We start from the raw sequence: 22,859 nt of genomic DNA, 5'->3' as shown, positions 1-22,859 counted from the left end.
ATTTAACTATTATTCTACTCGTCATCTTCCTTTTTACCTTCTCCGGTAAATTTTCTCCAATATTTTCTCATCAGTTCTCTAACCGAATCAAACTCCTCTTTAAATGAAATACCAACCCCCTGACGCGTGGGTGATTCGGTATAGATAATATCGTTATTGGTAACTGTATAAGCTTTACCTCTTAGTGTTCCTGATTGATTTAACTTAACATCCACATCAAAGTCACCAATAAGATTACTGGTACGTGTATTATCTTGTCCGTATCCAACATTACCATTAATGGTAACCCTGTTATTAAAAACCTGTGTCGACAAAGCTACTTCAATCTCATCGTTGGAAATACCCTCTTCTCCTGGTCGATAACTAACACCAATATCAAAATCACTACTAATCTGTGACAACCAGTGGCTTAACTGATTAGACAACATCTCTGAAGTAGTAACCAAGGCAGCATTGTTACCCGTTGATCGGTTTCCATCTGAGACTGTATTTGATAAATTATCATCGGTAAAGAATCTATTCAATACCAGAAGCGATAAAACCTGTCTGTTTAATTCTTCTTCTGTATTAATATAAGCATCAATTACATCCTGGTTATTTTTTTGAGCAGAAGGGGTCTCAATCTGAAACTTAATATTGGGTTTCATCAAACGATCATTCAACAACAAGTTACAATGAACAGGAATACGTCGGCTATAATCCTGTAGCATTTGTTCATCAGTAATGGTAGATCTAACCAAATCATATAGTGAGGCCTTCAGTTTATAAGTTGCATTCAAATCAATCTTTGCATCATACGGATCACCATCCCAACGTATTTTACTTCCCTGATTAATGATAAATCGTTTATTCAGAACATTCTGTAACGTGAATAAATAATCTCCTTCAACAAAACTAAAATCACCAAAGAAGTTAACGCCACCTTCTTTATCCATCCTTATCTGTAGATTTCCATTTCCACTTCCTTTTAGAATATCGCCAATTTTAGAATCAAAAATCACCTGTGTTTGTGCATCTGGTGTAATATCCAAATCCATTGTTACCGTCATTCCTGAAAAATCGGTCAAATAATCTTCTTCCGGCACTTCATCAATGGCTTCATTCTGGTCGAGTTTAGGTTTTGCAAATCGAATAAAATTTGATTCTTCAATCACCTCATCACTGGTTAAAGGAATATAGAAAAGAGTATTGCTCTTGGTCTGCCCACTAATATCTATTATTAAATCATCTGTTCTCCCTGTTATTGACATGTTTCCATCGGCAAACACAGTTCCATAATAGATGGGATTATCTTTAAACCTGGTATCTAGAACCAACATATTATTGGTGAGTAGTGCCAGATTGTATGTCATATTATGAAATCCGGTATGATTGATCACACCATTAAATGATCCTTCTTTACCATACCTGTCGCGTACTGTCATCGATCTAAAATCAATCTGATGTGGTTTGAATATTATCGAATCAGAAACGGAATAAGTTGTTTGCAACAAGTCGACATCAAAAAAAGCTTTATTGATATTTACTTTACCCACTAACTCAGGTTCGGTAATCTTGCCCTGAACAGCCAGGCCCCCTGATGCCGTTCCGGAAAGGTTCTGCATAATCTTCTTTAAATAAAGATTAAGAAACCCAATTTCCAAACTGTCAAGTTTATAATTGAGATCAACCGCCAGAGTATTCATATCCACATATCCGCCACCCAGTAATGGCTGACTTTCACCTTTCTGTATTTTTGAATTTATTGCCAGTCTTTTTTCTGCCGGCATGTAGTCGGTGTTTAGATAAAAATCCCCAATCTGATCATCATTAAATACAAAATCTGCAACTTTTAATTCACTTGTAACTATAGGTGTCCGATAAAAATCTGCAACATGAACGTTACCATTCAATAATCCATCAAGACTTAAACCCTCAACATTTTGAGCAGAAACAATATCTCCAAGTCTGATATTCTGCATATGTACTTCCAATCCATCTTCTGCTGTTTTATGCAAGAATCCATTAATACCCAATTCCTGATTATTATGATGAATTCTGAAATTCCTCATCGATAATCCCATGGGATGATAGTTGATACGGGTTGCCTGAATCTCCCAAATACTATCTTTTACCATCACATATGAAGGTTCTACATTGATAGAAGCATAAAGTCCTGAAGTATTACTCTTTATATTGGCCGCAGCATGGATTGATCCACTATTGTTCACCTCGCTCCAGTTGTTCCAATAGGCATTAACCTGAACAGAATCATTATAAAGCAAATTGTGCAGACTGAAATTTTGCAACAGGGACGACTCATTCAACAGAACCTCTTTACACCTTGTAATAATCGAGAGGTCATTCTTATCATTTGAAGCTATTTGTAATTCCGGATTGACCAAAATTAATTCCTTATATTCAAACTCTCCCAGTTCTACAGTAAGATCCAGAACATTTTCCTTACTATTAAATTTACCCAACACAATGCCATCATCAGAAACCACTAGATCCGGCTGAAGTAAATTCATCAATTCACTCATTTTCTTCAAGCGACATGAAAAAGTAAAATCATTCTCGCGCAGTCTCACTTCTTTTTGAGGTAATAAATTCTCTAATGCCGGCAAATACTGTTGTATGTGTTTTATAAAGATTTGTCTAAAATAGGTAAAGTTGTATGTTCCTATTAAATCACCTTCCATCAAATCCGACTGCAAAACAATATGTTTTTCATCTCCTTCCCTCACTGAAATCAACAACAAAGAGTCCATCCTTACATTGTGCTCCGGTGAAATAAATTCAGCATTATTAACTGTAATATAACCGATAACATCATTAATATCTTTACCCGTGAAATTTGATGTTAATACCATCGACAATTCATTGTCCACGATCTTTGGAAGCAGATTTAGTTTATCCAGTTTAGCACCTTCTATAATGGCTTTAAAATCAAAGTTTGGTTCTTCTTCCGATAAATCAATTTTACCGTTAAAAGCCAATTTTCCGTTGGGGTCATCAACTCCGAATGAACCGTCAAATCTATTATTGGCAAACAGTCCGTTAAGGGTAATATTCTTGTAATTATATCGATTTATTTCTAACGAATCAACTACCCCATCCATAAAAGCATAAAACGACTCGGATGACTTTCTGTTTCCCTGAATAGAGACTTCCATAAATAAATGATCCATCCGTTCTGAAGCTCCCAAAATTCCTCCCACATTAAAATCAGATGTGGCAAGATTACCCGCAAAGACAAGACCTTGCTTGTCGTTTACTTTCAAACCTATATCAGTTGTGATGGATCCTAAATCGGTTGAAAACTCACCAAAAGCAACTATATCACTTAGAAATCCAGTTAAACTTCCTTTATAATGAATGTTACCTAAATTATCCAATGACTTTGGTAATTGATAGGCCATCACTTTATCATATGCCATGATATAACGAAGATCAGCTGGAGTAGTATATAGGTCTTTTATATTTAGATAAAGGAATGTTTCATTAATATTTGGCAACCCATTAATATCAAAACTGGTTGAAATGGATGACTCAGCACCAAAATCGAAACGAACATTTCGCCCTTTGATATTTTTTATGGAGCCATAAGCTTCTCCCGAAATATTAAACGGAAGATTACCCAATTGCTTTAAATCAACAAATAAGCCAAGGTCACGATGCGATATATAAGAAGGTTTTAATCCAATATAGAATTGTTCCAGTTTTTCAGGTCCTTGTTTCGAATTATTATAATGAATAAATAAACTATCCAAATCGATTCTGGAATTATATGTTTTCAACTGCATCTGACTTAGCGTCAGATTTTCTTTTCCGGCACTAATTAAACCAGAAGCTCCTTGAACAATAAACCCTCCCTTTTCAGTCAAACGCAGTTCATCCAGACGTAATGAAAAAACACTGTCCTTATGAATCTCACTTAATACAACATCAACACCTTTGATCAGAATTGGATCTTTCTTTGTTTTTTTATAAACAACATCCCCTTTCGTCAAATTAACCGACTTAACTCCAAACCTCCATAAATTAGCAATTGTATCAGTTTGAATTTTCTTCCGAAACAGAAACTGATAGTTAAAAAGTGAATCTTGCTGATAAATATTAATATGAGGCTTTTTTATTGAAAGGCTCGATAAGTAAATTCTTTTGTCTCTGAAATAAACAGAATCGATATGAGACGTGAGAGATTCAACAAACATTAAAGTATCATTCTGTTGATCTTTTACCAATACATTTTTAAGAATAACACTTGAAAAAGGCTTGATATAAACTTTGCCTACCGAAATTTCGGTATTAAATTCTTCTGATAATTGATTGGTCAAATAAGAAACTATGCGTGTTTGAACTGCAGGAATGAGTACAAGCATATATGCTATTAACAGTAAGCCCAATGGCACCGCTAATACATACAGTCCTATTTTGATATTTTTTTTTATATTTTTGACCCGTTTAAAACCCCACCAAAATTAAGAAAAAGAAGGAATTTAAACGACTAGGAAGCTAATTCTATAAGAAGAAATTATGAGTGTGATTATTTTAGCCATTGAATCATCTTGCGATGATACTTCAGCAGCAGTGTTTAAAGATGAAGTGATCCTATCAAACTGTGTTGCAAATCAGGATGTGCACAAAGCTTTTGGAGGAGTTGTACCTGAATTAGCTTCGCGTGCTCATCAGCAAAATATTATACCAGTTGTAGACAAAGCAATCAAGGATGCCAAAATAAATAAAGACGAAATTAATGCAGTTGCATTTACCCGTGGGCCTGGTCTAATGGGATCATTGTTGGTTGGTACTTCTTTCGCTAAAGGATTCGCTTTGGCAAATAACTTACCTTTAATTGAAGTGAACCATTTGCACGCACATGTTCTGGCTCATTTTATAAAAGAACATCCGGAAGATACTGATCAACCTGAGTTTCCTTTTTTATGTCTGCTTGTATCAGGAGGTAATAGTCAAATTGTTTTGGTTAAAAGTCATTTGGAGATGGAGATTATTGGACAGACCATTGACGATGCTGCAGGTGAAGCGTTTGATAAATGTGCTAAAGTAATGGGTTTACCTTATCCGGGAGGCCCCCTGATTGATAAACTTGCTTCACAGGGTAATGAAAATGCTTATTCTTTTAGTAAGCCTAGAATAGATAATTACGATTACAGCTTTAGTGGATTAAAAACTTCATTTCTTTATTTCTTAAGAGATCAGATTAAGGTCAATCCGGATTTTATTGAGGAAAACAAAAATGATATTTGTGCCTCCCTCCAAAAGACCATTATCGATACATTAATGAACAAATTAATTAAAGCTTCGAAAGACACTGGTATTAAGCAGATAGCTTTGGCTGGAGGCGTTTCAGCCAACTCAGGATTGCGAAACAGAATAAATGAATCGGCACATAAATATAATTGGGTAACCTATATACCAAAGTTTGCGTACACGACCGACAATGCAGCAATGATTGCTATTAATGGTTATTATAAATATTTGCGAAAAGAATTTGTTGGTCAGGAAACGGCCCCTTTTGCGCGATTAGAATTTTAAACTATTCGCAAATTTAAGTGTTTATTGAAGCAGTAAAAAAGCGATTTAGTCAAAATAAAACAAACTTTTAACATTAAGCCAAGGCTAATAGTGGTTTTTTTATATTTTTGCAACTAATTTATTTACAGTGGAACAGCGTTTTAGAAAAGTAACCGGATACGTAGAAAAAAAGATTGGAGATGAATTGGTTATAGTTCCTGTGGCATCAGAAGTTGCTCAAATGAATAAAGTTTTCTCCTTAAATGAAGTTGGCTTATTTATTTATGATCAATTACTTGAACCTAAAACAGAAACTGAAATATTACATTTGGTCTGTAAAGAATTTGAAGTATATAACCAGGTTGCTAAAGATGATATAAAAGTATTTATATCTGAAGCTATTAAAGCCAAAATCATAAAACCACTTGATTAAGTGATTATATAAATGAAGATTAAAAGAGCATATATACCGCCTACCATCGAAACTTATCAGATTGATCAAGAGATCTCTCTTATTATGATGTCAACTCCGGGCGATCCTGGACCTCCTGATCCATTCTCCAAGGCACCAGGTCCATCACCTGAATATCCAACCACTCTTAATTCAGATACTCCTTTTGGAGGTACAACACCAGATTATGATAACTTGTAATTGATCAATGGTATATAGCACCATTTACAATATTGGGGATATAAGAATAAAAGTTAATTTCTTATGTCCTTTTTTATTGCCTAAAACGTTATGTGGAAGTCAGCTTTTCATAGAAAGTTCTGAAAAGCATGATTGGATATTTAACATTGACTGTATAGAAGAAATCGACCTTACTAACCTTCAAACAGTATTTAAAGGGGCTCAATCCTTTGAAGAAGAAATTCCTTACAAGTGGAAGCTACTAAAAAATGATTCCAGCAAGTTTATTCACTTTGAATTTGAAAAAGACATTGACATACATTCAGGATTAGCAACAATTAACGAAAAAGAAAAAGCGATTAATCTGCAGCTGATAACCAAACCCAAAGAAACCATTGAAATTGATCCATTCTTTCACCCTATTGGAATCCTGATTTTACAATACATTGTTCACAGTAGTAAAGGCTTTATTATGCATGCTTCGGCTGTAAACTATAATGGAGCTGGATTTTTGTTCTCTGCTGTTTCGGGTACAGGTAAAACAACCATGGCAAAACTATGGCAAAAAAAAGGAGCTACTATCATTAATGATGACAGAATTATTGTTAATCCGCATGGTCAGGATTATTATTTATACAATACTCCTATGCCATATTACAAAGATGTTAATAAGAGTGTACAGCTTAATAAACTTTTCATCATTAAGCAATCACCCCATAACTACATTAAACCCCTAAGTACAACCAGTGGAATCCTTTCTGTTTTGAGTAATTGTATACAATATCATTTCAACGAATTGCAGATTAAAGAAAGATTGGATTATATTACTAAGACTGTTGAGAGTATTGGTGTATATGAAGTTGGTTTCAAACCCGACACTGAGATTATAGATTTAATTCTGAATAAATTTGGATAAAAATGATTTCATAAATATTATCGTTGATCTTTTAAAAGAAGGTAAAACAACAGAGATTCAAGCTCATGGGATCAGTATGTTTCCTTTGCTATTGCCTGGAGATAAATTAAAAATATCTCCAGAAAGAACTTACGCCAAAGGTGACATTATCGTTTTTAAAGGAAAAGAAACACTTATCGCTCATAGAATTATTTCTATTTCCAACACAAAAGTTATATGCAAAGGAGATAGTCTTTTTTCTACTGACCCAATTTTATCAGAACAAGGTATTTTAGGAAAAGTAATTGGAAGAACAAGAAAAAACAGCTATCGATCTGTTAATCATTGGATTTTCAGATTTGCAAAACAATTGATGCCACGTCTTGGAAAATTTCCAAGAGTGATAATAAGATATACGGCAATATTATATTTAAAATTGACACATCACTCCATTTAAATTTCCAACACTCTAAAATAACCTATTAGAATATTTTCTCTATTTGGTTTTTAAATTGCTGGATTATTAATATTACTTTAGTGTTATATCCAACATAATTAATGAGCGCTAAAAAATCACATTCATTAAAACACATCTTTAAGGCAGTTGAATTGGTTTATTTAAGTTCACCCAAATGGACTTTTATAAATTCTGTTTTCACAATAATAAGAGGTCTTATACCTCTTTTACTTTTATTAGTCGTAAAACAATTAATTGATATTGTGAGCTTTTCCAGCTCCAACAATAATTTTGCAATATCCAATCTATATCCGACGTTAACTTTAGTAGGAGCTTTTTTCCTTCTTAATGCCATCAGTGGATCTGTAAATAACCTGGTGCGAGAAAGACATTCTCATTTCCTAAATGATTACATACAAAACCTCATTCATTTTAAGACGGTTCGATTACCATACGGTTTTTTTGAGGACAGTACCTATCAGGATTTATTCTTCAGAGCTGTTAATGAAGCCAATTTCAGACCAAGCAAAGTATTTTACAGTCTGCTTGGATTACTTCAGAATACAATTACCTTAATTGTAATGCTCACAGTTTTAACCACCTTTAACTGGTTAATTATACCAATCTTAATGATTGCCGGCTTTCCGATTATAATTTTTCGGTTATACTTTTCCAAGAAAGGATATGATTTAAAACAAGAGCAAACAGAAGACGAAAGACGATTACATTATTTCAATCGCTTATTGGTTGGTAAAGATTTTGCAAAAGAAGTTCGCATTTTCAACCTAAGTAAAACATTTAGTAATAAGTACAACGAAGTAAGAGATAACTTAAGAAGTAAACAGTGGTCCATATCAAAAAGCAAAACACTCCGTGAAACTTTGGTGCAGGTATTTGCAACACTTATTCTACTGGTCGTATTCTCGTTTATTATTGTTGAAGCAATTGAAGGAAAGATTACGAATGGAGCAATGGCTATGTATTTTTTAGCTTTACAACGAAGTTATGCAGTTTTACAGGAATTCCTTACCCGCATATCATCCTTACTTGAAGACAATTTATTTCTTAAAAACTTTTTTGATTTTCAACGAATCGAGCTTCCTTCTGAAAAAAATGTAATTGGAAATTTCCCAACCCCTTTAAAAAACAACATCCAATTCAATGGAATTGGTTTTAAATACCCAAATACTGAGAGATGGGTCTTTAAAAATCTTAATCTTACCATCCCTGTTGGAAAAACGATAGCTTTGGTTGGGGCTAATGGATCTGGTAAAACAACATTAGTAAAACTTCTTGCCGGTTTATATAAGCCAACAAGTGGTAAAATAGTACTGGATAATTGCAATCTCAATGACATTCATCCAAGTGATCTGGCAGAAAACATGAGCATCATTTTTCAGGATTTTATGCTTTACAATGTTTCAGCGAAAGATAATATCAGATACGGGAATGTGCGTCGCCCATATGAGATAGATCAAATAAAAAAAGCTGCCCAAAATGCTGGCATTCATAACATTTTCGACAACCTGAAAAAAGGGTATGAAACACCGTTGGGAACACTTTTTAAAGATAGTGAGATGCTTAGCAGAGGCGAATGGCAACGAACTGCTCTTGCCCGATCCTTTTATAACGATGCTCAGATTATTATTCTTGACGAACCAACCAGTTCATTAGATGCTTTTACCGAGGCGAATCTAATCTCACATTTTAAAGAAATTACCCGAAACAGAACAGCAATCATTGTAAGTCACAGACTTTCGACCATTCATTTGGCGGATATAATTGTAGTATTAAAAGATGGTGAGATTTGTGAGAATGGCTCTTACGAAGATCTTATTTCTTCTAAGGGAGAATTTTATAAAATGGTTAATAGCTTTTCGTAATTATTTTAGCAAAAAGGAAATTCCACCAAACACCGAAAAAGCATAAGGCTGAAAATTATAATCCGAATTATTATTAATTGATTCAATGTAATATTTAAAACGAGGCTCGATACTTATACGTACTATTTTAGTGACAGGTACTTCAAAACCTAAACCTACTGAACTACTCCACGAAACAGGCTTAATACCCTCCATCTCACCAACTTCCAAACGATTGTTACCATCTAGAAGATAAGCAGTATTACCTACTAAAATATTCGAACTTAAACCACCAGCAATAGATAAAATGGAAAATCCTTCAATCAATTTATACCGAGCCATTAATGGTATCTCAATATATTCTAATGTCTGTCTGATTCCATCACCTTCAGACAGCAACGCCATATCATAAATCGAACCCATCACTTCGTAATTCAATTGAGGAGCGGAAGAACTATTATTAGTATTGAACTTAATTTTTCCCATCGAGTTATTATAGGTCTTTGGCATGTCCATGCTGGCATTAATCATTGCATCGCTGTACATGAAATCAGACTGATAATTGACTGCACTGTTAATTTCTTGCCCTAATTGCGCATAAACAACACCCGTTTCAATACTCCATCTTTTCCTGGTTTCGATTCGAACATTTATACCTCCACCCATTGAATTAACACCACTTTCGGTGTAGGAGTCGTACGATCTCACAGGAGCACCAGATGTTTGCCGATAATTATATGCGGAAGAAATGGCGCCTCCAACCAAGAGTTGATAATCATTTTTTGACTTTACCTCTTCATTATAGGCATACAATGGAAAATATTCGTTCTTTTTATCTGATTTTAATTGCCTGGAATTTATTTCTGAATAGTTATCAAGTCCCTCAATACCTTTTCTGTTAAGATAATTGAAATGCTCTTCTCTATTTAGAATGACATCAGTAGAACTAGAAAAAACAGTGTTGCTAGTCTTATTATTAGGATCTCCTTTTAGAGCCAATATTAATTTATTGTCATCTTGTTTTACTTCAGATTTTCCATTGGTATTACCCAACTCGTAATTGTTAATTTGGGGATTAATTTTATTGTCAAAATTATTTTCTTCAATTATGGTATTTGGCAATTCAGCCATTGAAGAGGATAAATCGTTTGGATTTTTATCCTGAAACAAAAAGATTGTTGTCATAACAGCTGCCAAGATAGAAGCTGCAGCAACTACACTCCATATAAAAAACAATCCTTTTTTCTTTCCTCCCGAATTAAGCCCTGACTCTATTCCTGACCATACATTAGGTGACGGGTCAATCTCCATACCACCTAATCCATTTCGGAAGGTTTCATCTATTTTATTCCCGAGATCTAGCATACCCCTTGTTTTTTTCCTTTGACCTTTTCTTCAATTTTTTGCTTCAACCATTGTCTTGCCCTTGACAGGTTTGATTTTGATGTTCCGATTGAAATATTCATCTCCTCTGCTATTTCCTGATGAGAAAACCCTTCAATAGCATACATATTAAAAACCAATCGGTATTTTGGAGGTAATTCCTGAATCATAGCCAACAATTCTTGCTGACTGACAACAGGAACAAAAACTTCCTCTTCATATTCCGTAATTATTGGAAATTCGTCCACCAAAATCTCAGGTTGTTTCTTACGATAGAATTCGATTACTGTATTTACAATAATCCTTCGAATCCATCCTTCAAAAGAACCTTTAAAACCAAACAGATGTATTTTTGAAAAGACTTTTATAAATCCCTCTTGCAAGCAATCTTCTGCCTCACTCCTGCTCTTACAATAACGCATACAAACACCCAGCATCTTAGGGGCAAACATATTGTACAATTGTTGCTGAGCCCTTCGCTTATTATTTTGGCAATCCTCAATTATTTTATTCAGTTCGCTCACAAACAAGATTAACTTTCAAAATTTGTTAAAAGAAACAGAGTATTGAAATTAAACTTTTCAGACGAACAACACAACCATAAACAAAGGCAAAAATCCTTACGCATATACATCATTGGGTTTAATATCTCTGATGAATATGAAAATGAAAGGTTGCGTAGCAATTAAAAAATTCTAGTATTTTTTCCGAACACGATCCATTTCACGACTTGCATCTTTCTGTTTCAGCGTTTCACGCTTATCGTGTTGTTTTTTTCCTTTAGCAAGGGCTATCTCGATTTTTGCAAAACCACGATCATTCAAAAAAAGACGAATAGGTATAATTGTTAAACCTGACTCTTTTGTTTTACGCTCTAATTTCTGTAACTCTTTTTTCTTAAGAAGTAACTTTCTTTCACGTTCCGGCTGATGGTTATTATAGGTCCCATAAAAGTATTCCGATACTCTCATTCCCTTCAACCAAAGTTCTCCTTTAACGAAATAACAATAAGAATCCACCAGACTGGCTTTTCCTAAACGAATAGACTTAATTTCGGTACCAGCAAGTTGAATACCAGCAGAAAACCGTTCAATTAATTCATAATCGAATGTTGATCGCTTATTGCGTATATTTATTCTATTTGATGATTGACTCATAAAGCAAACCTACTAAGGTATATTAACAGCTTGTGCAACACATAAGGCAAAACCAGAACCATTATAGTTAAAACCGCAGTTTGCCACCCTCTATTCTCCGACTCAACATTCAATATCTTTAATCCTTCCCAAATAATATACCCTGCATATATTACCAAAAAGAAAAAGAAAATTGTTTGCGGAATTAATGCCGTTATAATTCCTAAAAGATAAATGGGCAATGAGGAATAGGCTATTATCTTAAATGCCAACCCTTTGTCTTCTTTTAAAACAGTAATAGGCATTACTTTGATTAAAATAAAATAAGCAAGATACAAACCCAAAAAGCAAGCCGAAAAAGTAAATGCAGCTAACTTTGTGGCTATTGTAAAATCCAATTCCTGATGCCCCAATAAATATCCCAAAAATATGGACAAACTGTAAGCTCCAATTAATGGCAAACTAAATGTCATCAACACATCATTAATCGAATTTTGTTCGGCCACAATACCTTCCCAAGCTTTTGCTGGCTTAAAAAGCAGATCCTTAACTCTATTAAAAAGATTCTTGTACATATGACCTCAATTGTGATTGATTTCTTTTTTAGTCTACTGGTTGACTTCAATGACAAAAGTAACAAAATTTTGAAATAGCATTTGAATACTAAAAGGAACTAAGACTAATGCGCAAATACATATTTCAGTCTTTTTGAAGAATCACCGGGTTTTATTTACCTTAAAAATAACGTAGTTTTACGATGTTAAAACATTCATATGTCTGCAAACAATACACCATACAATCTTTTAGTAATTTTAGGTCCAACTGCATCCGGCAAGACCACTTTTGCCACACATCTTGCAAAAACACTTGATGGAGAAATCATCAGCGCCGATTCCCGCCAGGTATATAAAGGTATGGATTTGGGAACCGGTAAAGACCTTGAAGATTATACCATTGATGGCGTATCCATCCCTTATCACTTAATTGATATTGTTGATGCTGGCTACAAATACAATGTTTTTGAATACCAGGCTGATTTTTTCAAAGCATTTGAAAAAGTACAGCAGAACAACCACTTCCCTATTATGTGCGGTGGTACAGGCATGTATATCGAATCAGTTCTTAATAAATATAAGCTGATTAATGTGCCTAACAATGATGCCTTACGAATACAACTCAAAGGAAAAACAATTGAAGAATTAACAGAAATACTGCAGTCGTTTAAATCGTTACATAATCAAACAGATTTAGAGGCAGTAGCAAGAGCCATCAGGGCAATTGAAATTGAAACCTATTATCAGGACCATCCTGAAATTGAACTGGATCTTCCGGAAGTTAATCCTCTTATTATCGGTGTTAATATTGACAGAAATGCCAGAAGAAAAAAGATTACTGATCGCTTAAAGAAAAGACTTGATGAAGGTATGCTTGATGAAGTGCGTCAGTTAATTGACAATGGAATTGATCCGCAGGACCTGATATATTATGGCCTCGAATATAAATACCTTACACTCCACATTATTGGTGAATTAACCTTTCAGGAGATGTTTGATAAATTAAATGTTGCCATACATCAATTTGCCAAGCGCCAAATGACATGGTACAGGGGAATGGAACGAAAAGGAGCAATCATTCATTGGGTAGATGCTTTCGAACCTATTAATCAAAGGACAGATAGAGTATTAAAACTTTTAGGTAAAACGTTATAACTTTCCCCAACGATAAGCAACTACCCTGTTATCGAAAAAAGTGGGAATAAAGATGATTTTTGTAGTTGGATCGTAGCCAATATCAGCACAATTAATCTCATCTTCCGATGTATCCATTAATAAAACAGGCACTTCACCCGGTATAGCATGATATAATAATCCTTTCCATGATGAAAAGTAATATCCACCATTCCCATCAGACTCAATACCATCAACAGCAGTTGTCTCATCAAACAAAACTTCAAATGACTGATCGACCATGCTAACCTTAAGAATTTGACTTGCTGTACCAACAATTATATCATCACCTTCGCAAAATAACCCGTTAACACTATTTAGCATTGGACCTTCCAACCAAACTTTCAATATTCCGTCTTTGAGTTTTAATATTCTATTAGCTGTCATATCAGATACAAAAACATCACCATGACTATTGATAGCAACATCATTTAAAAATTTTGCATCCTCTTTTTTAATTCGATCATGTATCTGTTTTAAACGAATATCAATAATCACCAATTCGTTAATATCAGAAACATATAAATACGTTGAATCAGCCGCCATGCCCTTGGGAGCGCTTAACCCACTAACCCAGTTAAGCTCCTTAATATTTCCATCAACATCCAAAACCGAAACCATTCCCTGACCATCCTTTTCTGAAGGTTTACCAGAAACATTGGATACAAAAAGACATTGATGAACAGGTGAATACAAGACTGATTCAGGTACGTCTAATATGGCTTCGGAAGACCAAATTCTGTTTAGTTCTTGTGCACGAACCCCATTACTTATTACAAAAACCGATATAATTATTAGTGGTAGAAATTTTTTCATTGATCAAATTTTTAATGGCATTCTCAGATTAAATCTAAATTAGAATAACATTTTCAATTTATCAACGTAACCATTAAACCAAAGCATGAATTTTTTATAAAAACATCGTAAATTAATTAATGTAGCACCGGAAAGATATTTTTAAACTCCCCCACAAAATCCTCATTAATAATATGGAAAGCATTGATAGTTACATAGAAAGAATAACAAAACTTGCCAACCGAAATAAGGAACTGAATGAACAGTTGAAAGGCTGGATGGGATGGTATGAGGATCTGCAACATCAAAACGAAAAATATCATAATCTTTTAGCTAAATATTCACAAAAAGATATTGAGCAGGAATTGAAGAGTACACGACGCCGCAAAGTGAAGCGTTTCAAAATGGTATCAATTCTTTATGCAACAGTTAAGGGATTTAAAAAACTAAACGGTCATCCTCGTGCACAGGAATTAGTTGATGCTCTTGACGAAGTATACCTTAAGTTTGATGAGATTGCCCACAAATATGGAGTGCTAAAGGTTAAAACCATTGGCGACACATTCCTTTACGCAGGTGGTGTTTTGGAAGAAAACCATACAAACCCCATAGATGTTATTAATACGGCACTTGAAATGCGAAAAGTTATTCTTGATTGTCGCGTTGAAGGTGTTCATCGCCCATTCTGGAATATAAGCATCGGAATACATACAGGTCCTGTTTTAGGAGAACCAACAGGAAGAAAGAAACTACCTTATAATCTCACCGGAGAAAATGTAAACTTCACTTCCAGAGTTGGAATGGCTTGTCCAACAGGCTGTATCAATATTTCGAATATGACTTATGAGCTGGTAAAAGAATTCTTTACACTAAATAAAAGCGGACAAATACCAGCAAAGTACAAGGGACTGTTGGATATGTTCTTAGTTGGCGGAATATTGCCTGAACTTTCAGTGAATGGAAAAGGTATTATTCCGAACCGAAAGTATAATACAAAATATGGATTAATTCAGTTTATGGATTTGCAGGAAGAGGTACTTGATCTGATGGAACAGAAACTACCAACAAACCTGTACTACCATAATATAAAACATACAATCGACGTAATTACTGAAGTTGAGCTAATTGGGTGGGCCGAAAACCTAAGTGAAGAAGAAATACTAATTTTAAAATTAGCCGGACTTTTTCATGATTCGGGACATACCCGCGATTACAAAGAACATGAATTACACGGCACCTATATTGCCCGCGAGATACTAGGCAGTTACAACTACCCCGAAGATTTGATTGATAAAGTATGTAACCTGATAATGTCAACCAAATTTCCGCCAGAACCCAAAAATCTGATGGAACAGGTTATCTGTGATTCAGACCTCGATTACCTTGGAAGAAGCGATTTTATTCCTGTTTCTAACACGTTGTACAGGGAATTAAAAGAAAGGGATATGATAGGTACTATTGATGAATGGAATCAGCTGCAACTTGACTTCATCACAAAACATCAATACTTCACCGAAACAGCACGTAACCTGAGAGAAGTGAATAAGCAAAATCAGATTGAACGATTAGAAGAGTTATTGCAAAGTAAAGCATCTACCAATCAATAATTCAAACCTACAGTTTTTAAGGTAGCAACAACAAAGTAAAATGGTATACATGTTTGTATACCATTTCGTGTTTATGTAATTTCGAATAGAAAATATATTCTTTTAAAAGAGACTGAAGAATAACACAACACCTAAAAAAGTATTCAATCATGAATAAACTTTTATTACCATTATTGGCATTATTGATGCTAAGTGCATATAATCAAAAACCATCAAAAATGTACGTTTCATCTGATCCGGAATTACAAAGAAAGGTTGATAATTTTATCCCTTTTCAATTAACAACTGATTTAAACCAGCTTACTGAAAAAGAAAAGCAAATGCTTCCCTTATTATTTGAGGCTGCTCAAATTATGGATGATTTATTCTGGAAACAAGCCTGGGGCGATAAAAATGAGTTATTAAGCAACACTCAGGATGAAACCTTAAAGAAATTTTTGAAGATAAATTACGGTCCGTGGGAAAGACTGGATGATAATAAACCTTTTGTAGCTGATATTGGCACAAAACCAGCTGGTGCCTGTTTCTATCCCAAAGATATGACCAAAGAAGAGTTTGAAGCTTTGGAAGCTGATAAGAAAGATGATTTGTATACTGTCATAAAACGCAATGACAAAGGTAACCTGGAAGTTATTCCTTATAGCGAAGCCTATAAAGAAGAACTAACCAAAGTGTCTGAATTATTACTGAAAGCCGCTGATTTAGCTGAAGATGAAGGCTTAAAGAAATACCTTGAGTTACGATCAGAAGCGCTTCTTACCAATGAGTATCAGGCCAGTGACATGGCATGGATGGACATGAAAACCAACACAATTGATTTTGTGGTGGGTCCAATCGAGAACTACGAAGATGCGTTGTATGGATACAAAGCTGCTTTTGAAGCTTATATCCTGATTAAAGACAAAGAATGGTCGGATAAATTAACCCGTTTTGCAGCTCTTCTTCCCGATTTACAAAAATCACTTCCAGTTGATGAAGCATACAAACAGGAAAGTCCGGGTAGTGACAGCGACTTGGGAGCTTACGATGCATTATTTTACGCCGGTGATTGTAATGCAGGAAGTAAAACCATTGCCATTAACCTTCCTAACGATCCGGAGGTACATGTTACTAAAGGAAGCCGCAAGCTTCAATTGAAGAACTCGATGCAGGCTAAGTTTGAAAAGATTTTGATTCCAATCAGTAAAGTAGTAATTGATCCATCTCAGCAGGAACATGTTAAATTCAATGCATTTTTTGAGAATACAATGTTCCATGAAGTTGCTCATGGATTGGGAATTAAAGAAACGATCAATGGTAAAGGTGGTGTACGCGAAGCACTAAAAGAAACTTATTCATCTATGGAGGAAGCTAAAGCTGATATTCTTGGATTGTTTATGGTAAGCGAACTGGTAAAAATGGGTGAGTTACCTGAAACAGATTTAATGGATAATTACGTCACTTTTATGGCTGGTATCTTCCGTTCAGTGCGTTTTGGAGCTGCCAGTGCTCATGGGAAAGCCAACATGATGCGTTTCAACTATTTCAAAGAAAAAGGAGCATTCAGCTATAATGAAGTAACAGGATTTTACACTGTTGATTTCGAAAAAATGACAGAAGCTATGAACAGTCTTTCAGCAGATATTTTAACCATTCAGGGAGATGGTGATTATCAAAAATCCCTGCAAACTTTGGCCGAAATGGGCACCATCCGTCCTCAATTACAAAAAGATCTTGATAGAATTGAACAAGCAGGCATTCCTGTTGATATTGTATTTGAACAAGGACCTTCAGTGATTGGAACATAAGATTTAAAAATAGCATTATACTTAGCCCGCATTTTTTCTTGCGGGCTTTTTTTGTGCTATGGATCGATCCATAATATATGATTTTATAAAGTTTCAGAGATGCACTATTTCTGTCAAAGCCATTTTCCATGATTGGTTTTCTCTGCAAGATCCATAAATAGAACATCCAGCTCATCAACAAATATTTGTATTATTGCAAATCAATTCTGATTAGAGGATATTAAATACAGAAAATGATTAAAAACTATCTATACTTTTTTATATACGACAATACTGAAAGTGACTTATGCAAACTCGAATCGAAATATATTTTTAATCAAAAAGAAAAGAATAAACTCCTTTTATCAGATAAAAAAATTGAACCATCCATCAGCGCATTTATTCAAAAAAGAATGGATATACTTTTACAAGCAGAAGATTATTCAACTCTCATTGAAAAAATTAAAAACGAGAAAATTTGCGTCGATAACTTTAAAGTTGAATACATAGTTTTGGATGGTGATACAACTGAGTATTCCAAAAGGCTTGAGAAATTAAAAGATATTGGCTATTCTATCGATGGCACCCCAGAGTATTATAAACCTGCAATAACCTATGCTTTATGTTATTACAAGGGTGTTTGGTATTTTGGCACTTTAATAAAGAATAACCTTGAATGGCAAAAACACAAACAAAAACCATTTTCTTACAGTAATTCTATTAATATCAACATTGCCAAAGCTCTTGTAAACATTGCTGCCCAAACCAATACTAAAAGAAAGATACTGGATGCTTGTTGTGGAGTTGGCACAATAATGCTAGAAGCCTGTTTTGCAGGAAATACTATTGAAGGATGTGATATTAACTGGAAGGTTTGCAGACAGGCCCGCACTAACCTTTCGCATTTTAACTACACTGCTAATGTTTACCGCTCCGATATAAAAGACATTGCTAACCTCTATGATGCCGCCATTATTGACTTACCATACAATATTTTTAGCAATCCTGGTGATGATACAACTCAGCATATTATTGAGTCAACAACTAAAATAGCCGATCGAATTATTATTGTATCCATTACTGATATTAGGGAAATTATTACCAATGCAGGACTAATCGTTTCGGATTATTGTACAGTTAAGAAAAGTGGGAAAGCAAAATTTGCCCGAAGCATATGGCTCTGTGAAAAGAAAGAATCAGATTTAGGCGGATCATTGAGTATGGAACTTATCGATGAAAAAGATTAACGCGGATCAGTTACCTAATCCGCGTTATGTCTACTGAAAAAGACCGAGTTAAAACTCAGGCATATTCTACTACTTACTGATCGTTGTAAGTTTCATTGGCTTTATAAAAGTAAGAAGGTAAAAACACTTAATTTGTGCTTCTGATCACACAAGAGAAATAATTTCAATTTTATTTCTTGACAGATTGATTCGCCCCATTCTTTCCAGTTGTTTCAATAATCGCGATATCACCTCACGTGAAGTATGCAAATCATCAGCAATTTCCTGATGTGTTCCACAAAGAATATTGGTATTTAACTCAGAAGACCGTTGTTGCAGATACAATAATAGTCGTTCATCCATCTTTTTAAAGGCAATGCTGTCAATTGTTACCAGCAATTGTTCCATCCTTTCGCGATACGACAACATAACAAAATTACGCCAGGTAGTATACTTTCTCATCCATTCATCCATAATACGAATGGGTACCATTAAAACACTGACATCCTCCAATACTGTTACCTTTACTTCACTAAGTGTTTTATTCATACAACAAGTAAGAAGAGAAGCACAGGTATCACCCTGATTCAAATAATACAAAAGCAGCTCATTACCGTCAGCATCTTCCCTGACTACTTTAACTGTTCCCTTCATAATTAATGGAACAGAAACAACCTCCTCTCCTATGTCAATCAGGCTTTTTCCAACTTCAAGATTTTTGACAACACAGTATTTTTCCATTTCGCTGAGTAAATCATCTTCAGCAAAAACAGGAAAGTTGGCTTTTATAGATTCGGTCAATAACATAGGCTAATAAGCTTGCTTTCGAATGTATAATTATTGATGCAGCTTTGCAAGCATAATATAAAAAGGATAAAAAAATGGCCACCAGTCTTGTAAAGAACCAGTGGCCAGATTTACTAAAGCAGATTAAATCAATTTTACATGCGTGACATCATTGCAGCTATACCTCCACCGTTTTTCACATTGGTATATCCTCGCTGCTTCAACACCTGTTGCGCATAAGCCGATCGCGCACCAGAAGCACAATAAACAATGATTTCTCTGTCTGTATTATCTCCTAAATCACCTTTACCCGACATGATATCATCCAAAGGAATATTTACTGCATCAGGGAATGCTCCAGACCTGAACTCACCCGGTGTACGAACATCCACTACCAAACGAGCTAATTCATCCTGACTTACATTCTTGTTACTTTCAACTTCGGTTGATTCTTCTTTTTGATGAATATTCTTCTTCTCAATAGGTAATAATTCAACATGGAAGTTTTTAAAACCTACAGCTACTGCATGACGTTGCAAAGAAGTATGACCTCCCGAAATATTGTAAACTTCTTCGAATCCAGCATTTTTTAAAGTACGTAAGGCTTGATGACCTTTTTTACCGGTTTCATCATAAACCACGATTGGCACTTCTTTTGGAATAGCATGTATATTTTGAGATAACATCTCCAATGGAAGGTGGTGTGCTCCTTTTAAATTACTCTTCTGGAATGCGAATACATCACGTACATCTAAAACAATCAAACGTTTACCTTCAATAAACTCATCCAATTCCGAAACCAATAAGCTTGGACTGAATCCCGACATTTTATTCTCAGCTGTATAGGCTGCCATATTCATGGCATCATTGGCTGTTCCAATCGGAGGTGAATATGCAAAGTCCATATCAGCTATTTCGCTAACTTTTATTTTTGCTGCTGCAGCTGTTGCCAATACATCCAAACGCTTATCAGCTCCTTTGTAACCTGCTGTTTGTCCACCGATAACAACACCAGTCTGGCGATCGTAAATAACCATAACCGAAACAGTTTCAGCACCAGGATAATAGGAAGTATGATGCTCTTTATGAACTACTACTGCATCAGCATCAATGCCAGCAGCCTTAGCTTGTTTCAATGACATTCCTGTGATTCCGGCAACAGCTTCAAAAACTCTCACAACCGATGTTCCGATTGCACCCTGATAAGCATGTTTTCCTCCAAGTGCATTTTCTGCAGCAATACGTCCCTGACGGTTTGCTGGTCCGGCCAACGGAATTCGAACCTTCTTACCGCTTACACGATGTTCGATCTCCACCATATCACCGGCAGCATAAATATCTTTATCTGATGTTTGCAGGTACTCATTAACCAATAGCCCACCAGCTTCACCAATTGCTAATCCTGCATCAATAGCCAGTTGTAATGTTGGACGTACTCCAATTGACAACAGAACCATATCAGCATCCAGCTTCTTGCCGTTATCCAATTCTACCGAGTTAGCATTGATCTTAACAACTCCTGTTTCAGTATGAACTCCTACTCCATAAGAATGCAATTCGCGTGTGATAAATCCGGCAGTTTCGGCATCCATCAGCGACATAACATGAGGCATCTTCTCAACAACATGCACTTTCAATCCACGCTTAACCAAGGCCTCAACCATTTCCAAACCAATAAATCCACCACCTACAACAACAGCAGTTTTGGGATCTTCATGTTTCAAATGATTATCAATCTTGTCCATATCTTCCAGCGTCCATAAGCTGAATACATGGTCATAATCTGCTCCCGGCAAATCAGGTTGAATAGGACGCCCCCCCTGAGCAAGGATCAGTTTTGTATATTCATATTGTTTCTTAGATCCATCACGAGTATCCATTGTATTTACAATATGACCGTCTTTATCTATTGATGTTACAAGCGTATGAATATATACATCAACATCGTATTGTTCTTTAAAACTATCGGGACTTTGTAAAATTAAGCTTGAGCGATTTTCAATATCACCTGCTATATAATAAGGTAAGCCGCAATTGGCAAAAGAAACATCCGGACCTGCTTCCAACATGGTGATTTGAGCATCAGGTGATAATCTTCTTGCCTTTGCGGCGGCCGTAGCTCCGGCAGCAACTCCTCCAATAATTACAATCTTTTCCATATAGACTTTATTTTATGTTTTTATATTCAAATTTTCTTGTGACAAAACTATATCCTATCCAAAAAAGAACCTGAAAAAATGCATTGACCTTGATCCGTATTTAAATTGACCTTGCACAACTTTTCAGTTGTTCATCGGTTCATTTCATAAAATAGATTCTATTTTTGTGTATGATGAAAACGATTACTGAAAAAGACACCGACTACATTTGCGATATACAGGCCCCTTGTTTTCAGGCTTTAGATGATAATGAAGTAGAAATTATAAGAACAAGCAGAACACAGGTACAGTTTCGAAAGGGTGATAACCTTACAAAACAAGGAACCTTTGCTTCATATGTATTATTTGTTGCACGAGGACTAGCCATTCAGTATGTAGAAGGAGATGTAAATAAAAGTTTTAATCTTCGAATTATTCAACCGGGAGAATTTGTAGGCTTATCATCTGTTTTCTCTAAAAATACATTCAACTATTCGTCGGTTGCAATCAGCGATTGCCATGTTTTACTGGTAGAAAAACAGGCTATTAATGAAATCATAGGTAAAAACGGAATATTCGGACATGGTTTAATAAGTCGTTATACAGAGCAAAACATTAGTTTATTTGATACGCTTCGATCTGTTTTATATAAACAAATGATGGGACGCATGGCAGAATCATTGCTTTACATTGATGGATTTAAAAAGCATTACCCGGAAATCTTTACTTTGATGACAAGAAAGCATATCGCTGATTTTGCAGGTATCACTACCGAGAGTGCTGTTAAAATTTTGAAGACACTGGAGAAAGAAGAAATTCTGAAACTTGACGGTAAAGACGTTCTATTATTAAATAAAGGTTATCTCAAGGATTTGAGTTTACGGGGTTAATTGAACATTGAGGATATAAAATCTGTATTTATATCAATTAGTT

19 protein-coding genes are annotated in these 22,859 nt (G+C 35.1%); 11 read left to right on the top strand and 8 right to left on the bottom strand.

The genetic code is table 11. The annotated features are described in order from the left end of the window. Window positions 1-14: 14 nt before the first annotated feature. Window positions 15-4,364 (bottom strand): translocation/assembly module TamB domain-containing protein, encoded by a 4,350-nt coding sequence (locus ACRD62_RS06265; RefSeq protein WP_430819274.1) that lies wholly within the window; start codon window positions 4,362-4,364, stop codon window positions 15-17. Window positions 4,365-4,518: 154 nt separating this feature from the next. Between ACRD62_RS06265 and tsaD the strand changes: the two genes are divergently transcribed. The 6 genes from tsaD (at window position 4,519) to ACRD62_RS06235 (ending at window position 9,383) form a co-directional block, all read left to right on the top strand. Beyond that, complete coding sequence (gene tsaD / locus ACRD62_RS06260; RefSeq protein ID WP_430819273.1) at window positions 4,519-5,538, top strand: tRNA (adenosine(37)-N6)-threonylcarbamoyltransferase complex transferase subunit TsaD; 1,020 nt, start codon at window positions 4,519-4,521, stop codon at window positions 5,536-5,538. 127 nt (window positions 5,539-5,665) lie between these two features. After that, a complete protein-coding gene (locus tag ACRD62_RS06255; RefSeq protein ID WP_430819272.1) occupies window positions 5,666-5,950 on the top strand; it encodes a PqqD family protein in 285 nt (94 codons plus the stop codon). Between the two features lie 12 nt (window positions 5,951-5,962). After that, window positions 5,963-6,169 (top strand): hypothetical protein, encoded by a 207-nt coding sequence (locus ACRD62_RS06250; RefSeq protein WP_430819271.1) that lies wholly within the window; start codon window positions 5,963-5,965, stop codon window positions 6,167-6,169. A gap of 76 nt (window positions 6,170-6,245) precedes the next feature. Next, window positions 6,246-7,064, top strand: coding sequence for a hypothetical protein (locus tag ACRD62_RS06245; RefSeq protein ID WP_430819270.1), 819 nt, complete (start codon window positions 6,246-6,248; stop codon window positions 7,062-7,064). Beyond that, window positions 7,057-7,500: a S24/S26 family peptidase gene (locus ACRD62_RS06240; RefSeq protein WP_430819269.1), complete on the top strand. Its 444-nt coding sequence runs from the start codon at window positions 7,057-7,059 to the stop codon at window positions 7,498-7,500. Before ACRD62_RS06245 ends, ACRD62_RS06240 begins: the two co-directional genes overlap by 8 nt. A 101-nt stretch (window positions 7,501-7,601) precedes the next feature. Further along, window positions 7,602-9,383, top strand: a complete 1,782-nt coding sequence (locus ACRD62_RS06235) for an ABC transporter ATP-binding protein (protein WP_430819268.1) — start codon at window positions 7,602-7,604, stop codon at window positions 9,381-9,383. Here the strand turns inward: ACRD62_RS06235 and ACRD62_RS06230 are convergent, their stop codons facing one another. The 4 genes from ACRD62_RS06230 to ACRD62_RS06215 form a co-directional block, all read right to left on the bottom strand. Next, entirely contained in the window at window positions 9,384-10,727 is a 1,344-nt protein-coding gene (locus tag ACRD62_RS06230) for an outer membrane beta-barrel protein (RefSeq protein ID WP_430819267.1), read from the bottom strand. Beyond that, the gene (locus ACRD62_RS06225; RefSeq protein ID WP_430819266.1) at window positions 10,721-11,269 is read right to left on the bottom strand and encodes an RNA polymerase sigma factor; all 549 of its coding nucleotides are present in this window, start codon (window positions 11,267-11,269) and stop codon (window positions 10,721-10,723) included. The genes ACRD62_RS06230 and ACRD62_RS06225 overlap by 7 nt, the downstream gene beginning before the upstream one ends. Before the next feature lie 171 nt (window positions 11,270-11,440). After that, window positions 11,441-11,902, bottom strand: a complete 462-nt coding sequence (gene smpB / locus ACRD62_RS06220) for an SsrA-binding protein SmpB (RefSeq protein ID WP_321408330.1) — start codon at window positions 11,900-11,902, stop codon at window positions 11,441-11,443. Then, a complete protein-coding gene (locus tag ACRD62_RS06215; protein ID WP_430819265.1) occupies window positions 11,899-12,456 on the bottom strand; it encodes a YIP1 family protein in 558 nt (185 codons plus the stop codon). The genes smpB and ACRD62_RS06215 overlap by 4 nt, the downstream gene beginning before the upstream one ends. A gap of 198 nt (window positions 12,457-12,654) precedes the next feature. Between ACRD62_RS06215 and miaA the strand changes: the two genes are divergently transcribed. Next, window positions 12,655-13,590: a tRNA (adenosine(37)-N6)-dimethylallyltransferase MiaA gene (gene miaA / locus ACRD62_RS06210; RefSeq protein ID WP_430819264.1), complete on the top strand. Its 936-nt coding sequence runs from the start codon at window positions 12,655-12,657 to the stop codon at window positions 13,588-13,590. Here the strand turns inward: miaA and ACRD62_RS06205 are convergent. Beyond that, window positions 13,585-14,424, bottom strand: a complete 840-nt coding sequence (locus tag ACRD62_RS06205) for a hypothetical protein (RefSeq protein ID WP_430819263.1) — start codon at window positions 14,422-14,424, stop codon at window positions 13,585-13,587. The genes miaA and ACRD62_RS06205 overlap by 6 nt on opposite strands. Window positions 14,425-14,597: 173 nt before the next feature. On the opposite strand from ACRD62_RS06205, the gene ACRD62_RS06200 reads away from it, so the two are divergent. The 3 genes from ACRD62_RS06200 to ACRD62_RS06190 all read left to right on the top strand — a co-directional run bounded on the left by ACRD62_RS06200 (window position 14,598) and on the right by ACRD62_RS06190 (window position 19,023). Continuing rightward, the gene (locus ACRD62_RS06200) at window positions 14,598-16,010 is read left to right on the top strand and encodes an adenylate/guanylate cyclase domain-containing protein (RefSeq protein WP_430819262.1); all 1,413 of its coding nucleotides are present in this window, start codon (window positions 14,598-14,600) and stop codon (window positions 16,008-16,010) included. A 149-nt stretch (window positions 16,011-16,159) separates the two neighbouring features. Beyond that, on the top strand, window positions 16,160-17,797 hold the full coding sequence (locus ACRD62_RS06195) for a dipeptidyl-peptidase 3 family protein (RefSeq protein WP_430819261.1): 1,638 nt from the start codon (window positions 16,160-16,162) through the stop codon (window positions 17,795-17,797). A gap of 233 nt (window positions 17,798-18,030) precedes the next feature. After that, a complete protein-coding gene (locus ACRD62_RS06190) occupies window positions 18,031-19,023 on the top strand; it encodes a TRM11 family SAM-dependent methyltransferase (protein WP_430819260.1) in 993 nt (330 codons plus the stop codon). Window positions 19,024-19,167: 144 nt separating this feature from the next. Here ACRD62_RS06190 and ACRD62_RS06185 read toward each other — a convergent pair whose 3' ends face one another. Together ACRD62_RS06185 and ACRD62_RS06180 are read right to left on the bottom strand one after the other, a co-directional pair. Then, window positions 19,168-19,809 carry a Crp/Fnr family transcriptional regulator gene (locus tag ACRD62_RS06185; RefSeq protein WP_430819259.1) on the bottom strand — a complete coding sequence of 214 codons (642 nt, stop codon included), beginning with the start codon at window positions 19,807-19,809 and terminating at the stop codon, window positions 19,168-19,170. 134 nt (window positions 19,810-19,943) lie between these two features. Beyond that, window positions 19,944-21,947 (bottom strand): FAD-dependent oxidoreductase, encoded by a 2,004-nt coding sequence (locus ACRD62_RS06180; RefSeq protein WP_430819258.1) that lies wholly within the window; start codon window positions 21,945-21,947, stop codon window positions 19,944-19,946. 170 nt (window positions 21,948-22,117) lie between these two features. On the opposite strand from ACRD62_RS06180, the gene ACRD62_RS06175 reads away from it, so the two are divergent. Then, complete coding sequence (locus ACRD62_RS06175) at window positions 22,118-22,816, top strand: Crp/Fnr family transcriptional regulator (RefSeq protein ID WP_430819257.1); 699 nt, start codon at window positions 22,118-22,120, stop codon at window positions 22,814-22,816. The last annotated feature ends 43 nt before the right edge of the window (window positions 22,817-22,859 follow it).

This window comes from Carboxylicivirga caseinilyticus, from assembly GCF_050589785.1.
GTDB classification, from domain to species: domain Bacteria; phylum Bacteroidota; class Bacteroidia; order Bacteroidales; family Marinilabiliaceae; genus Carboxylicivirga; species Carboxylicivirga caseinilyticus.
This window is presented reverse-complemented; position numbering and strand designations above follow the sequence as displayed.

Coding starts and splice junctions, on each gene's coding strand:
- ACRD62_RS06250 (WP_430819271.1), top strand. CDS start 5,963: ATGAAGATTAAAAGAGCATATATACCGCCTACCATCGAAACTTATCAG.
- ACRD62_RS06200 (WP_430819262.1), top strand. CDS start 14,598: ATGGAAAGCATTGATAGTTACATAGAAAGAATAACAAAACTTGCCAAC.
- ACRD62_RS06175 (WP_430819257.1), top strand. CDS start 22,118: ATGATGAAAACGATTACTGAAAAAGACACCGACTACATTTGCGATATA.
- tsaD (WP_430819273.1), top strand. CDS start 4,519: ATGAGTGTGATTATTTTAGCCATTGAATCATCTTGCGATGATACTTCA.
- ACRD62_RS06190 (WP_430819260.1), top strand. CDS start 18,031: ATGATTAAAAACTATCTATACTTTTTTATATACGACAATACTGAAAGT.
- smpB (WP_321408330.1), bottom strand. CDS start 11,902: ATGAGTCAATCATCAAATAGAATAAATATACGCAATAAGCGATCAACA.
- ACRD62_RS06215 (WP_430819265.1), bottom strand. CDS start 12,456: ATGTACAAGAATCTTTTTAATAGAGTTAAGGATCTGCTTTTTAAGCCA.
- ACRD62_RS06265 (WP_430819274.1), bottom strand. CDS start 4,364: ATGCTTGTACTCATTCCTGCAGTTCAAACACGCATAGTTTCTTATTTG.
- ACRD62_RS06180 (WP_430819258.1), bottom strand. CDS start 21,947: ATGGAAAAGATTGTAATTATTGGAGGAGTTGCTGCCGGAGCTACGGCC.
- ACRD62_RS06235 (WP_430819268.1), top strand. CDS start 7,602: ATGAGCGCTAAAAAATCACATTCATTAAAACACATCTTTAAGGCAGTT.
- ACRD62_RS06195 (WP_430819261.1), top strand. CDS start 16,160: ATGAATAAACTTTTATTACCATTATTGGCATTATTGATGCTAAGTGCA.
- ACRD62_RS06230 (WP_430819267.1), bottom strand. CDS start 10,727: ATGCTAGATCTCGGGAATAAAATAGATGAAACCTTCCGAAATGGATTA.
- miaA (WP_430819264.1), top strand. CDS start 12,655: ATGTCTGCAAACAATACACCATACAATCTTTTAGTAATTTTAGGTCCA.
- ACRD62_RS06185 (WP_430819259.1), bottom strand. CDS start 19,809: ATGTTATTGACCGAATCTATAAAAGCCAACTTTCCTGTTTTTGCTGAA.
- ACRD62_RS06205 (WP_430819263.1), bottom strand. CDS start 14,424: ATGAAAAAATTTCTACCACTAATAATTATATCGGTTTTTGTAATAAGT.